Here is a 14,127-nt window from a genome sequence, read left to right as displayed (position 1 = left end):
GTATGGGCTTACCTTAGATTATTTATCTTATCATTTAGGAAATCGAGTGCTTCGAATAACGAATAACCTTTCCACCAATTATCGCCAAACAGTTCACAATCCCCATTGATCTGCTTAGCATTAACAAACGGCGTTTCCAAATGATGATCAGACAGTATAGTAGTTCCTGCTTGGGAACTTAAATTTATTGCCGCATATTTGCCGAAAGGGCCACCCCGTGCTGTTTGGATAACCACGGATCCGTCAGATGAGTGTAATTGATTTGTTCCGTCTGCACTCACATAATAATCACCAAACTGCACTCCGCCAGCATCAGCTCTAAGAACGCCTACATCAATCGCTCCGCCTGTAAAGATAGAACCCGATATTTGAGAACCTGAAATAGTTCCTGTCAGAACATGTAGCCCTGTCTTATCCCAATATCCTATGGTGGTACCCGATGCATTCTTTACAATAATAGAACCATCTTTACCAAGTCCAGTTCCACCTAGTTCCAGTGTGCCGCCCCTGATCCGGTCAGCGAGCATAGTGCCGGTTGTGATAAAGTCTGCAACAAGATTTCCGTCAATGGTCCATGCATTCCGGTAAGGTCCATTAATTCCAGTAGTAGAAAAACCAAATCCATTTTTATTGAACTGGATTACACTCCGGGCTGTTTCCTTATCTGGAGTATCCATAATTAGAATTCTCCATGGATGTATCTTTTCCCCTGAATCAGGATCGTATACATCAAGAACTACGTATCCACCTTTTCCGCCTGTGATGAGTTGTGTAGCATTCTCTACTTTCCGGTTTATTTCCTTGCTTGTGCTTGAAGCTACAGCGTTAATTCTTGCTGTAATCTGTGCTTTTTCCTTTGCTGCTTGCCCGGTGAATGTCAGTGTCACTTTGCCGAGTGTAATACTGTTCTTTGCCGGATTTGCAAGCCCTGTTATCTTTTTGGAAAGCATGAATCTTTTGCTTAAACCGTGTGGCTTACTTACTATATCGGTCCAATAGCCTAATTTGAGCGCATCTACATCCAACCCCAGGGTACTTAAATCAATGGCTTTTAATTCAATGGTTTCCGGTATGCTTACCGCTTCGTCAAGGTATGCTCTGGCTTTTGCAAGCAATATTGACGGGTCCGTAACATCTTCGAATGACTGTGAACCCCAAATCCAGCCATAAGCCGCTACTGCTGTCTCATTGTATATGTAATCCTTCCCGCCATTTACGGAAGTAATATTTACAACGGTGTCCTCTGAGCCTGAATCATCACTCTTTATCTTAGCCCCGGTTGGAATCAGTGCGGTTATAAGGCTCGTAGGCTCAACGTGCTTTGTCAGGTCAATAAGGTTTTCCCCGAACCGTATAACCTGGTTATTTATTCCACCATAATCACTTACATAATCCAGAAATTTCTTATCATTTGAATACCGTACCCTGAGATATCCGCCGTTTATGTCGGTAAGCTGGCCTAACATTTCGGTCATGGTATTGGAGTATTCGGAATTTGATCTTGTTATCTCTGTCCCGGCTATTGTCACATTACCAACTTCAAACCGTTTCCTTTCCTCAACCTCACTGTTATGCGTATTAAGAAGCTGCACAAAGTAATTATACAGGCTTCCGGTGTATTCATATGGTCTCTGTACGCTGTCAAGCAAGAAAGCAAGCTCACCCTCACAGGTTGCCCGGCCTGTATTGTAAAAATCGCTTTCGCTGTCAATCATGCGGCAGCATAATATTTTCTCTCCGTCCTTATAGATAAAAATTTCACTGGCCATAGGGATAATCTTATCTTTATTCGGATGGAGTGGTGATATTGTAAAGGTGAATGTTCCGTTCTTTCCAACTTCCTCTGAAAGCGTGGGATCAATTAACTGTAATTCTCCGCTATCGTCCCGTGGTTCATGAAGCAAATACTCTATTCCATTAGTTTTTACTGTTACTTTATACATTATAAAATCCCTCCTCTGTAATCTATGGAAATTACTCCATTTCCGGTAAAGGTGAGAGTATTATCACCTTCCATGATCTCAATATCATAAATTTTATTGTTTCCAGCCACGATATTATATATTTTCCCCTTGAATGTCACGGTCATGGAAGCATTTGATATGATAAGCGGTACAATGATTTTATCCCTTCCGATAATTCTTACATCACGGGTGCCTGATACTGTCAGGTTTTTATAGCTTCTGATTATACCAGTCTGGAAATTGAACGGGTCCCATAACCAATCATCTAAACCTCCGTACATTTCATACTTATAAGGATCGGCATTTACTGTGATTACCAGTGTCCCAAGCATTTGAGTACGGGTATAATCTGATACTGCAGCACGGCCAGAATAGTAATACTCTGTATCATCATCAAAAATAACCTTGACCTGTTTTCCGTGAAAAAGGCTTTGCACCCTACTGTACATCGTAGGCCATGCACTTTTTTCAAGACCTCTCCCAAACTCCATTGTTATAATTCGGTTATTATACAACGTGCGCCCCACAAGGCTTTCTGTGAGGTCTAAAATCCCATCAGCTCCCGGAATATCCTGTGTATTGATTTTGGGTTCTGGGGGCTGCACGCAATCGACCCTGGAAAGCGCAAGCCCCAAGTTATTGAGCATATGTGTATCATTGATTTTCACACTCTTAAAAATGTTACCCATTACCCATTCCTCCCCTTTGTGTCTTTAAAATTTGTAAGCCCTGAATCAATATTTGGGAGCATCTTCCCAACAAGTGCGCCATCATCAAGTACAATATTTGATCCACCAGTCATTCCAGGAAGATAATAACCAAGCAATCCCTCAATCTTTGATAGATCGGCAGAGTATGAACCGGATTCTCCATTGATCATGTATGACATTGATCCGGTAAGCCCTCTTAGCTGATCGGTGATTTTCCATGCATTATCTTTGATTCCTTTTGCCATGCCTGTAATCATATCGGGCATCCACTTTTCATACTCTCTTAGTGGTCCAATGTCCGGGCGAGAGAAATGGATATAAGCAGTAATTTTTTCAGCGACCCCCTTTATAGCATCAGTCACATCACCAATCTTTTCTTTGATTCCTGACACGAATCCGTCAATAAAATCTTTTCCCCATTCTATGGCCTGCCCTGGCAGTGCCTTGATCCAATCAACGGCCGCACCAATACCATTAATGATTGTTTCTTTTATTTCAGTTATCTTTTCCGATAGTTTACCTTGCAGATTATAAAATATCTCAATGACTTTATCTTTAAAAGCTTCAAATATATCTTTTGTAATATCGGTACCCAGCTTGATTATGCTTTTGATCAAATCTATTCCACTTGAAACTATATTCTTAATTCCATCAAATAAATTTGAAACCAGTGTTTTCATGGCTTCCCATGCGCCAGACCAGTCACCTTTTATTACCGCAAGTACAACACTCAGGATATCTCGAATCAAAGTAATTGCAGTTTTGATAAAGTCAGAAATGTAGCTAAATGCATTTGATATGATGATTGTCATATCATCACCATATTGCTGCCATAATGCTGAAGCTATGGCTATAAATCCAGAAATAATCCCCTTTATGTTCTCAATTATTCCGCCTATAATTTCCTGTATTTGTGACCATACTTCCTGTACTTTATTTCTAAAATCTTCGTTGTTTTTGTAAAGAGTGACAAATATTGCTATAAAGGCTGCTATTGCTGCAATAATAATCGCTATCGGACCAGCAAGCGCAGTAATCGCACTTCCAAATCCGGTGGCTGCTGCCCCTCCTGCTCCTAAAGCAGCCGATGACGCAGAAAACAAACTGCTAACCGTTCCAAACACTTTTATCAGCGTACCCACGCCTGCTACTACTTTTCCTATAATAATGAGCAACGGGCCGATTGCGGCAACTATGGCAAGTATTTTAACAATGTTTTCCTTCTGTGAATCACTTAATCCTTCAAACCATTTTGTAAGCTCTTTTACCTTATTAACTACCGCTGTAATTGTCGGCTGCAATGTTGATAATAAAGTACTCCCCAGGTCTGCGCCTGCCAGTTTCAAATTATTCATTGCCACTTTGGCATCGTCCCATGGATCAAGGGTTGCATTAAAAGTATCTTCAACCACAGTTCCATACTCCGACATAGAAGAAGAAAGATCATTTAGATCAATTCTTCCTTCCCTGATTGCCTTTGACATTTCAGCCGCACCCTTGGCTCCAAATATATTTTGCGCTATTGCCAGAGCTTCTGTCTCAGTCTTTGCTTCTTTAATGCTGCCAATCGTAAGCTTAAGAGCTTCTTCTGTACTTTTCCCTTCTGATGTGTAATTCTTTATCGATTTTTTTAGCCCAGCGATTGCGGTTTCCGCATTTACGCCATTTGCTTCGAATTGTGCCATCAAGTCAATAGACTGGGCTAGATTAAGCCCCATTTCTTTAAATGTAGCACCATTTTTCTGTACGCTGTCCATCAGGGCATCAACACTTATTCCAGTATCCTGACCTTTTTTAGTGATAATACCAAGTACATCACCAGTTTCTGACATGTCAATATTCCACTGTTCCATAATTTTATCAACTGTTCCAATGGAATTATTTAAGTCAACTCCGTTAATTTCTGCAAACTGAATAAACTTTGTTGATAAATCTTCTAATACATCCCCGGTAGCTCCGAATCTTGTGTTTACCTCTCCAACCGCCGTCCCAGCATTCTCCATACTTGTTGGCAAGTTTGAAAAAATATCATCTGCGACTTTATTAAGACCTTCCAGTGCTTCCCCGGTTGCTCCTGTTTTTGTAATGATAGTATCATAACCATCATCAAGTTCCAAGGCTGCGGCGATTCCTGCCGCTCCGATTCCAGCGATTGCACCCGTTACTGGTAAAAGTTTTTCGCCTACACCTGATATTTTCCCTCCAAATTCCTGTAATTTATCGCCTGCAAGGCTAATTTGCTGCAATGTTACGTTTGCATTTTTCGCTGATTCTTTCAATGAATCTAACTGCTTTTCAGTCTCAATAATTTCACGTTTCAGTGCATCATATTGCTGTTGGTTTATCTTTCCTTCTGCGAATTGTTGCTGCGCCTGCTGTTCGGCTGTTTTCAGGGTTTCCAGTTTATTTGCTGTATCAGATATAGCTTGTGTTAATAGCTTTTGCTTCTGGCTTAATAACTCCGTATTCGATGGATCAAGTTTTAATAGGCGTTCAACGTCTTTAAGCTGCGACTGAGTATTTCTTATTTCTTTGTTCACGCCGCCCAAGGCTTTATTTAGTCCAGTGGTATCCCCACCGATTTCAATAGTTATTCCTTTGATTCTATCAGCCAAGATACCACCTCCTAAAACTTATCAAAATCATTTTGAGTTGCCATGTCAGGATACTTTGCATTATCGTTCGTGCTTTCGGTGTACATGTCCATGATAAGGCCAATCGTGAGAAGGTCCATATCACCGATTGATACACCTAATTGCGCTGTGCGTAACATAAAAAGGGGAGTTGTCATTTCCCGGCTGCTTGGTCTTGCTTTTTTTTTGATTCGGATTCTGTGTATGTATTAAGATTCCATAAATCAAGAATCTGCGGAAGTATTGAATAAATTGAAAATGTATCGAACTGATCAAGCCAATCTTCTGGGGTTCCCGGTTGCTTTGGGTCTGCGTGCTTTGCCATAATATACGCCACATTTTCAAACATTTCCAAATCATCAATCGGTAATTCGCTGGATTCTTCATCATTTGATTGGATTGATCTTTCCAGTTTCAAAAGGTCTTTAAAAATATCACGCTTAAACTGTGCCCGGTACAACCTCGGAATGGTTGCAGAAGCCCTGAACGGCACTAACTTACCATCAATTTCAATATCTTTTTTCAGCATTTATCATTCTCCCTCTTCTTCTGTTGGTTCGTAAACTGCACTGTACCAGCCGTTATATGTTGTCGGATCGGTATCATTTCCGGTTTTCGCCTTTACATTTCCGTTTGCTAAAGGTGTTGCAGAAATAGTAAGTGTCTCCGTTACAGGTTCAACGGTATCTTCTTTTGTCTGTGATTCCAATGATGGCCTTGTGGAAACACAATTGTATAGCACGTGCCTGATGGCCTTTTCATCACCCGAAAATTCAAACAGTAATGCAAACGTTGATCCATTTGATTCCGAGTTTTCTATCAGCACTTTTTTGCTATCCAGCGTTTCACCAAGGATATCCGTTCGGAAGCTCTCAGGAACAAGAGCAATCTCTAAATCTCCCTCATACCCATTGTTTGAAGCTGACTTGTAATATACGATTCCATCAGCATAGAACGGTGTAATGTCTCCCTGTGCATCAAGGGAAATGCTCACTGATCCAGGAATTGGTACTGGTTTGCTAAACGTTATCACTCCAGTTTCATCAGTTGTAATTTTTGCATAATGCGTATTCTTTAAATTGTATTTGACTTTATTCGCCACTTATTAATACCTCCATTTCATAAAGGACTTCAAACATGTTTTCAGATTCTATATACTGTTCTGTTTTATTCCATGGTAGTCCGTATCTTTTCAAGACTTCCTCAATGCTTTTTTCTAACTTAAAATCTTTCTTATCCGTGTACAGTTCAATATCAAGTTCAGATATACCATGATACGTAATTCCATCTGCCATAAAATTTTGTGTTCCCGGCAGTATCCATACTAAAAACGGAGGGGCTATGGCCTCCTCCGTTTCAAAATGATGATACTTATACTTGATTCCCGTTTCATTTAGCATCTGTTTTATATCATTGATACTCACAGCTTTTTTATTTCCTCCATTAATTGATCACGACACATCTTTTCCACTGGCGCTATATGCGGATTACCTTCTACCCTTCCGCCTCCACGCTTTGCATGTCCCTTCTCGAGAAGATGTGTTAATCGATATTGTCCGTTTCCTGCATAAATTGTTGATGTTATGGAATGGCTGGTTTCACTTGTGACTTTGCTCTTCCAACTTTTTGCATAATCTCCCGTGTTCTTTGGTGAGTTTTCCTTTAATTCTTTCACCGCTTTCTGCGCTACTTTTTTAGTTCCTTCTTTCACATTTTCGGTTGTTACATTTGCATATTCTTCAAGCTCTTTCATAATAGCATCTGACAAACCGCCAATTTTAATGTTCCCTTTTGACAACTTTTAACCCTCCCTTTTATCGCTATAAAGCACATTAATACGCTCTAAGGTTAGGTATCTACTTTGAGGTTGAGTATCATATTTATCCTGAATTAGCAAAATTTTATATTGTTCTTCTCCAAGAATGATAATATCTCCCCTCTGAATAGCTGGCACAAAAGGTATGGAAATTACTTTATCAACTGAATCAGAAGCGATTTTCGCTTTATAGAAACGAGATATTCCAATCACTTTATTTCCATAGCGTATTTTATTATTAAGACGGTTTCCAACTATTGAACGATCTTTTACAATACAAACTTCAATCAAACCATCATTGAATGTCTCAAATCTGCTGTTTTTCAGCCTCATAGTTCAATACTCTCTTTCTAAGCCGGAGGGACATGATTTCCCCCCGGTAATTGCTCCAAAATTCATTTAATGCTGAAGAACGCTCATACATGACGTGCATGAGGAGCAAAGACTTTTCCTGTGTTTCACTATCAAAATCACATTCACCGACCTTTCCTGAAATATTTATTTTTCCACGTTCTATCATACCTGTTAGTTTTAAGTTCTCTGCTTCCGTTGTCTCCCATGTGATATCCAGATAGTTTTTTACTTCTTCGAGCAATGTCATGTTTTCACTTCCTTGCTTTTCTTTTCCCTTGCCGTTTTATCACAGCAGTTTCATTGAGCTTCTAAACTCTTCCGCTTCAACTCTAGAAGCGCTCGGGCGAGTTATTCTCCCGTTTGCATTTCCACTTTAATGACAGCAGGCTTTAATCCAGAGATATCAAGTACCTGGAAAGCATTATTGTCCATAGGTTCCCCATGTCCATACAGTTTTGTGAGGTATATCCTCTCATCTTCTAGGAAGTGATATTCATCAGAGTACTCAATTTTTCCTGATTTCGCTGTGCCGATTCCCATGAAATACTTCTTTCCAAGACCAATAATCGCCTTTCCTGCCGGTACTTGAATAGATTGAATAACCATTGTCGGATATGGAAGTACGTTATTCACGTATGTACCAGATGGACTCATGATTGTGGTCCCTGGAAATACTTTTGTAAAATAGTCTACCGGACTAACTACCAGAATTACATTCTGAACAGGTCTCACCTTTCCGGTCGGTGTTGTTGCCAGTTTTGCCAAAAGTGCACCATATTCTACAGGGTCAAAACTCTTCACAGTTATTGCCACTTTATCAGGATAAACACCATCAGTTACCGTTACACCATCACCTACCTGTTTCATCATTCCAATAGGCTGATCTTTTCCAGTTCCGGCAATAATTCCCTGTTCAAGGCCATTATTAATAGCTTCAGTTAAAAGTTCCCGTACATAAGCATCTAACCAGGCCGGGCCTAAATCTAGCATAGCTTTGCATACCGGGAGAAAAGCAGATAACTTCTTAAGCTGCATAGGCACCATCTTGAATCCAGATGTCAATTCTTTTACGATCTCACTACACAATGTACCCCATGAAGCAAGCTGTGCCTCATCAGTATTTAAGTACATTTCTACCAGTCCAGAGGTGTTTTGGAAATCAATAGCATCTAACAATGGATGAGAAGCTGTTAAATCTTCAAAAACCCGGTCTATTACTGTTTTCGGCATTACTACATTCAAATCAGTTAATGCCTGCTTTGGGTTTGATGAACGCATGGCCTCAATAACCGCCTGATAATACTTTGTCTCTTCGCTGGTTAGCTGATTGGCTCCCCTACTGTTTAAAATAGCGATATCTCCGGCTTTCCTTTGCTGCTCTACCTCATTCAGGATATTTTCCTGAATATTCATAGACAGCTGCTCGAAAGCTTCTGCAAATGCATCTGCATCATTCTTTGCGATAGCATCATTCATCTGCTGTAAAATTTTTGTTTTTTCCTGCATTAATACATCTTTATTTTTCATAGTTTTATCCTCTCTGGGCTATGCCCTGAAACATTGCAAGGAGGTTTTTATTTCCTCCCTGGTTTTTCTTATTTTCTTTCAATTGTGCAATCTGCTCACGGAAGCTTTGCTGACTGTTTAGCTGGCATTGCATTTGAGATAACTTTTCCATCAATTCTTTCTCGTTCTGTGGAGCTGCACTTTTCTTTCCATAAATCTCATCTATCAGGCCGTATTCTATTGCCTTATCTGGCGTTAAATACGTTTCCGCTTCCATAAGAGTTGTAAGTTCCTCTTCTGTGATTGATGCCCGTTCTAAAAATACCTGTCGATTCGCTTCCATCATGTCGTCAAGATCATCAGCATATTTTCTCAACTGTGTCGCATTTCCTGCACAGTGCATCCACATATTATGGACAAGTGCCGTAGTTCCCAGGCACATCTTTCTTTCATCACAAGCCTGTAAAATTAAAAAAGCGACGCTGTGCGCCACTCCGTCCACTATTCCAATTTTATGATTACTCTTCTGTTTCAGGAGGTTATAAATAGCCACTCCCTCTTTTACAGATCCACCATTTGAGTTGATGTGTAGTTCTATAGTCTGTCCGTCCGGTATCTCTCCTAGCTTTTCAGCAAAATACTTTGCCGATGTCTCTGAATCATCATAGTTCCATGTCTGCCAGTTGAATTCTCCGTACTCAGTTACATCATCATAGATATACAAAATAACTTTGTTTTCTGCCTGTGATGGTTCCAATCTCCAGTTCGTTCCTTTTTTCTGCATCTTGTCTCACTCCTTTCTATCTTGGTTCAGAATCATTTTTTAAATCATTTAATAAATCCTGAATGGTGCTGTAATTCTTAGTGATAAAATGTTCGTTTGCCCAATCTTCATTAATTTCTGGTTCACCAATTGTCCGTAGAATACCGTTAATTGTAAATACCCCGGACGAAATCAACTTATCAATCGGAGTTGCTATATCGAAAATATCAATGTGTTTCACGGCCATAGTATCAATCTTTAAATAATTTCCAGAAATGAATCCTGCCATACCGTTTCGTTTCCGGTTTATCTCCTTTTCCAGCATTCGGGCCAGTGGGTCAATACAAAAAGTTAACAACTCATCTGTAGCCTTACCCGTATCCTGAACATCTCCTTTTGCTAATGATGGTGGGAAAGAAAATGCCCTGGCTGTGAAATCAAAAATATCATCAGCTAAGGCTTTAATATCCCGTGTGGATTCATTAGAATACGTTTTCGTTTCAATTTCTTTATACTCATACCCATCATATAGTGGCAGTACTGCATTTTCACTCTCGAAAAACTTTTTAAAATAGTTTGTCATTAGCTCTTGCAGCGTATCAGAAAAGTCATCCTCAGCCTGTGCCTGGGCATCAATGTTTAAAATTCCCCTGCTTCCCCTGGATTTTCGGTAAGCATTAGTCGCATACTGCATGAGCTCGTTATAGCTTGAGTGGAGTAAGTTTACTAATTTTCTCATATCAATTGAATTTAGCTGAAAATACAATACTTCATTTTGATAGAAAGTCTTATCAAATTTAAAATCATCTACTGATACATCATGAAACTGGTAATCATATAATGCATATACTGTTTTTTCAAACTCATCTGCTACATATAATTGTCCAGATGACTCTATCACCAAAGCTTCATTGCGCAGATACAATTTACCGATCAACTTTGTCAGGAAAGCAGATGCATTCTGATTCCTATTCGGCTCCACATTCCATAAGTAGTATTCTGCTTTCTTCACCAATTTATTTTCATAATAGGTACGAAATTCGCACTTACTCAATGCATTGGCAATTTTATTCACACATGTCCAGAAAGCCAGTTCTCGTACATATACGTTATCCATGATCCCAAATAACTCTGACCAGTCAATCTCCACGGTTGATGCTTTTTCTACACTTCCACCTAATCTCTCCACAAGCCATTTTTTAAAATTCAATCCCACTTACTTATTCACCTCCTTTCAATAAGCATATACCTGAAATTTAGGCTTTTGGCGTTTCTGCACTGGCAAAATATCTTCAATTACCATACTAGCCACCAATGCCATGAACGGATCAGTCTTACGGCTTTTAGCTTCGATTTTTCCATATACATAATTTCCAAGATCCGCATCATCTTCATGGCCCGGCTTTCTTCCTGCCCTAACCAGCTTTGTATTATTAGTAGCCCAACGCAGGCCCGGATTATCTCCCCAGCAAAACCATTGGTTTGTAAAACAGCTATCAATTACCGTAGCCACACGCATAATATCCATAGGGCGCACCAATTTAACATTTTTGTATATTTTTGCGTCAAATCCAATATCTTTCAGAGCGCTTGATAAAAGTGCATACCGAAAGTCATCTAGGGCCAAATGCTTGATGTTGTATTTCTTTTTCATCTCAGCAATATAATCTGTTATATAAGACGGATGAATCTCTACATCATCTACCAAGGTTAGAAGATCGTTCTCAGCCCATTGCTTCCATGGGCATTTTAACCGTGGTATATCAGAGGATTTTAAGCAAAGCCAGTAATGGTTAATGTCATATCGCTTGTCACCATCACGAAAATGAAGATTGACAGCCGCAAAGTCTGTCAATTTTGAGTAGTCAATTCCACATGTACAGCTCCAGCCTATTAGGTCCGGAAGTTCTCTATTCGTTGCAATGATGTTATCCCATTCCGTTACTTTTATCTCGCTGGTACCATCTGGTATGTTCATTCTCTTTGTCATAAACGCAGGGAGCCTAGCCGGGTTCTTTTTCCATTCTCGGTACTCTTTCCGTATTTCCTCCATAAGGTTTGGTAGGTACGGCAATGATGGATTTGCCATAGGCCAGTTTTCTTCCTGGTCTACATCTTCTTTTTTGTCCAGCTTGCATATAAATGGCAGTAAACCATTGTCAGGTTCTCCCCCCCTCAAAATTCCCTCAGATGTTTCTATGAGATCGTCAAGCGGTCCCTCTCTTACGTCTCCGTTTGTGGTATAATATGATCGCCGTGGATGTTTTTTCTTTCCTAGTCCAGTTGTGAATACATTGATATTAGCGTAATCCTCATACTGGTGAATCTCGTTAAAAATACAGATTCCTGAACGCAGACCGTCCTTTCCTTTAGGGCTATTTGTCCGGCCTTTCATGAACGAATTTGTCTTAAGTGATCTCACTTGCTCTTTTGTCCAATAAAAAAAGCGCTTAAGCTTTCCCATAACTTCTGGGCGCTCAAATGCGGCGATCACATCACGGACTGGTCGCATGGCCTGATCTTCGTTGTTTGCGCATATATCAACATCATATTCTCTGATCCCGTTATATGGAGACATCAGACAAACAGATTCCCATGCAATAGTTCCGTCTTTTCCGGCTCCTCTTCCAAGTTCGCAGAAGAGATCAGGCCAGCGTGGCATGTCATTCTCAATCCAGTAAGTACAATCATGGAGCCCTATAACAAATTTTTGCCAAGGAAACACCTGCTCGAATGGGAAATATCTTGCCAGACTAATATATCTTTCAAGCTGATCATCATTTGTATAGATATCTTCTGTCTCAAAACAGTGCTTTATATATTTTACTAAAAGCTTTTGTTCTTCACAGACTGCATATGTATTATTCTCAACAATGTCTATCCACTCTTGAATATGCGGATTTAGCTTATAATTCATCCTTATCACTCTCCGGAAGAATTTCACTTGTTGTCAATCCAAGCTTATCTAGTATCAAGAGCATTTGCTTTCCTACTGCTACCAAATCTTTTACTGACTGGTTCTGCTTGGTAATTGTGTATCCACTTGCTGACATAGCATCATAAGCCACACCTCTTGATTTAATATCTTTCTGCAGTGCCTTTTTGATATCGTAAAGGTTCATATAATCACAGATTAGATCTTCAAAACATTCGATTTTTACACCTTTTTTCCAGAGCTGATATTCCATTGATCCCTTTATCTTTGCCCTGTTTGGTGGTCTTGCTGCCAACTAAATCACCTCAACTTTTTTTATTTTTCAGTTTTTCTTATCATGTGCGAGAAAATATCTTTTGTCGAGTCCTCCCACCGGTCTCCACCTCCCGGATTAAAATATGATTTTTTTTGACCGGGGGTAGCTAAAAATAAATATCAATCCCTATGAATCCAAACATCAGACAATTTTCCATCATTATTACCACCTTTCTTCGGTCAAAGGTTTCTTCTCCTCTGGCTTACGGTATCCATGCCGCTCTTCGTGGCAGTCATGGCATAGGCTTATAAGGTTCCTTTTCTTTTGTCCTTTCCATGTATACCATATTTCAAGAGCAAGCTCCGGGTGTTTCTTAACATAGTTGTTATGATGTACTGTTTTTGCTTTAGTGTATTTTCCTTTTGCTTTGCAATCCTGACATTCATAGCGGTCCATCTCTAATACACTTTTTCTTACAATTAACCATGGCTTCCAAATATAAAAACTATGAATATCATTATTGCTTATACATCTTTTTACAAATTCGATATCTCTGTTTTGCATATTGTTCTTTCCCTACCTTTATTCCAAAGAAAAACGCCCATCATCAGACAGGCGTTTTTCCCTGAGGGCATACGATATTTGATCACCAACGAATCCACTTACAAGGGGAGGAAGTAAGTGTGCAAATGGTATTTTTTACCTTTTGCATGATATCATAATATCACGGAAGTACCCCCTTTCAGTGCACATCTTTTTATTTTTTCTGTGAAAGTAAGTAAAAAAAGTATCTTCTAGAACAATAAAAGTCAGTTCTGTTTTTTGGTACCCCATTCAAATACTCAAAGCTGATACCCTGTGTAACATTTTTCAAAAGCCATTTGTATATTGATGAATCTGCCTCCATTACAGTCTGTTCAATTAACTCAATATCCCTTTGTAGCATCATGTTCTTTATTGCTGTTCTTTCCGTAGGATTCCCAGGAGTATTACTTTTTGGAAGCCCGTCATTTGCATCCGATGCCAAACCGTAATTTTTATTTAATTCTTTTTTCTTTTCCTCATACTGTTTGCAGAAATATTTTAATTCATTATATTTATCAATCGTAATATGATAATCGCTTAATTTCATTTCTCTTTTTTTAATGGTCGCTTGCATCTGATCACCTCCTTGTCCTGCTGCCGTGCCT

16 protein-coding genes are annotated in these 14,127 nt (G+C 39.5%); all 16 read right to left on the bottom strand.

Going from position 1 to position 14,127, the window contains the following annotated elements; translation table 11 throughout:
* Positions 1-8: 8 nt before the first annotated feature.
* A complete protein-coding gene (locus CLOSA_RS03925) occupies positions 9-1,943 on the bottom strand; it encodes a phage tail spike protein (protein WP_013271474.1) in 1,935 nt (644 codons plus the stop codon).
* Positions 1,943-2,632 (bottom strand): phage tail family protein, encoded by a 690-nt coding sequence (locus tag CLOSA_RS03920; RefSeq protein ID WP_157668988.1) that lies wholly within the window; start codon positions 2,630-2,632, stop codon positions 1,943-1,945. The genes CLOSA_RS03925 and CLOSA_RS03920 overlap by 1 nt, the downstream gene beginning before the upstream one ends.
* 20 nt (positions 2,633-2,652) lie before the next feature.
* Positions 2,653-5,289 carry a phage tail tape measure protein gene (locus CLOSA_RS03915; protein ID WP_013271472.1) on the bottom strand — a complete coding sequence of 879 codons (2,637 nt, stop codon included), beginning with the start codon at positions 5,287-5,289 and terminating at the stop codon, positions 2,653-2,655.
* A 172-nt stretch (positions 5,290-5,461) separates the two neighbouring features.
* Positions 5,462-5,836, bottom strand: coding sequence for a hypothetical protein (locus tag CLOSA_RS03910; RefSeq protein ID WP_013271470.1), 375 nt, complete (start codon positions 5,834-5,836; stop codon positions 5,462-5,464).
* A 3-nt stretch (positions 5,837-5,839) separates the two neighbouring features.
* Positions 5,840-6,409, bottom strand: coding sequence for a major tail protein (locus CLOSA_RS03905; RefSeq protein WP_013271469.1), 570 nt, complete (start codon positions 6,407-6,409; stop codon positions 5,840-5,842).
* Positions 6,399-6,731, bottom strand: a complete 333-nt coding sequence (locus CLOSA_RS03900) for a hypothetical protein (protein WP_013271468.1) — start codon at positions 6,729-6,731, stop codon at positions 6,399-6,401. The genes CLOSA_RS03905 and CLOSA_RS03900 overlap by 11 nt, the downstream gene beginning before the upstream one ends.
* Entirely contained in the window at positions 6,728-7,105 is a 378-nt protein-coding gene (locus tag CLOSA_RS03895; protein ID WP_013271467.1) for an HK97 gp10 family phage protein, read from the bottom strand. The genes CLOSA_RS03900 and CLOSA_RS03895 overlap by 4 nt, the downstream gene beginning before the upstream one ends.
* 3 nt (positions 7,106-7,108) lie before the next feature.
* Positions 7,109-7,456, bottom strand: coding sequence for a hypothetical protein (locus tag CLOSA_RS03890; RefSeq protein WP_013271466.1), 348 nt, complete (start codon positions 7,454-7,456; stop codon positions 7,109-7,111).
* Positions 7,431-7,724 carry a hypothetical protein gene (locus CLOSA_RS03885; RefSeq protein WP_013271465.1) on the bottom strand — a complete coding sequence of 98 codons (294 nt, stop codon included), beginning with the start codon at positions 7,722-7,724 and terminating at the stop codon, positions 7,431-7,433. The genes CLOSA_RS03890 and CLOSA_RS03885 overlap by 26 nt, the downstream gene beginning before the upstream one ends.
* A 101-nt stretch (positions 7,725-7,825) precedes the next feature.
* Positions 7,826-9,004, bottom strand: coding sequence for a phage major capsid protein (locus tag CLOSA_RS03880; protein ID WP_013271464.1), 1,179 nt, complete (start codon positions 9,002-9,004; stop codon positions 7,826-7,828).
* Between the two features lie 4 nt (positions 9,005-9,008).
* On the bottom strand, positions 9,009-9,767 hold the full coding sequence (locus tag CLOSA_RS03875; protein ID WP_013271463.1) for a head maturation protease, ClpP-related: 759 nt from the start codon (positions 9,765-9,767) through the stop codon (positions 9,009-9,011).
* Between the two features lie 16 nt (positions 9,768-9,783).
* On the bottom strand, positions 9,784-10,962 hold the full coding sequence (locus CLOSA_RS03870) for a phage portal protein (protein WP_013271462.1): 1,179 nt from the start codon (positions 10,960-10,962) through the stop codon (positions 9,784-9,786).
* An 18-nt stretch (positions 10,963-10,980) separates the two neighbouring features.
* Positions 10,981-12,663 carry a terminase TerL endonuclease subunit gene (locus CLOSA_RS03865; RefSeq protein WP_013271461.1) on the bottom strand — a complete coding sequence of 561 codons (1,683 nt, stop codon included), beginning with the start codon at positions 12,661-12,663 and terminating at the stop codon, positions 10,981-10,983.
* Entirely contained in the window at positions 12,653-12,976 is a 324-nt protein-coding gene (locus tag CLOSA_RS03860) for a hypothetical protein (protein WP_013271460.1), read from the bottom strand. The genes CLOSA_RS03865 and CLOSA_RS03860 overlap by 11 nt, the downstream gene beginning before the upstream one ends.
* Positions 12,977-13,159: 183 nt before the next feature.
* Positions 13,160-13,501, bottom strand: coding sequence for an HNH endonuclease (locus CLOSA_RS03855; RefSeq protein WP_013271459.1), 342 nt, complete (start codon positions 13,499-13,501; stop codon positions 13,160-13,162).
* 193 nt (positions 13,502-13,694) lie between these two features.
* Positions 13,695-14,096 carry a hypothetical protein gene (locus tag CLOSA_RS03850; RefSeq protein ID WP_013271458.1) on the bottom strand — a complete coding sequence of 134 codons (402 nt, stop codon included), beginning with the start codon at positions 14,094-14,096 and terminating at the stop codon, positions 13,695-13,697.
* Positions 14,097-14,127: the final 31 nt, after the last annotated feature.

This window comes from [Clostridium] saccharolyticum WM1 (assembly GCF_000144625.1).
GTDB classification, from domain to species: Bacteria; Bacillota; Clostridia; order Lachnospirales; family Lachnospiraceae; genus Lacrimispora; species Lacrimispora saccharolytica.
The sequence above is the reverse complement of the archived record's forward strand: the minus strand, read 5'-3'. Positions and strand labels throughout refer to the sequence as shown.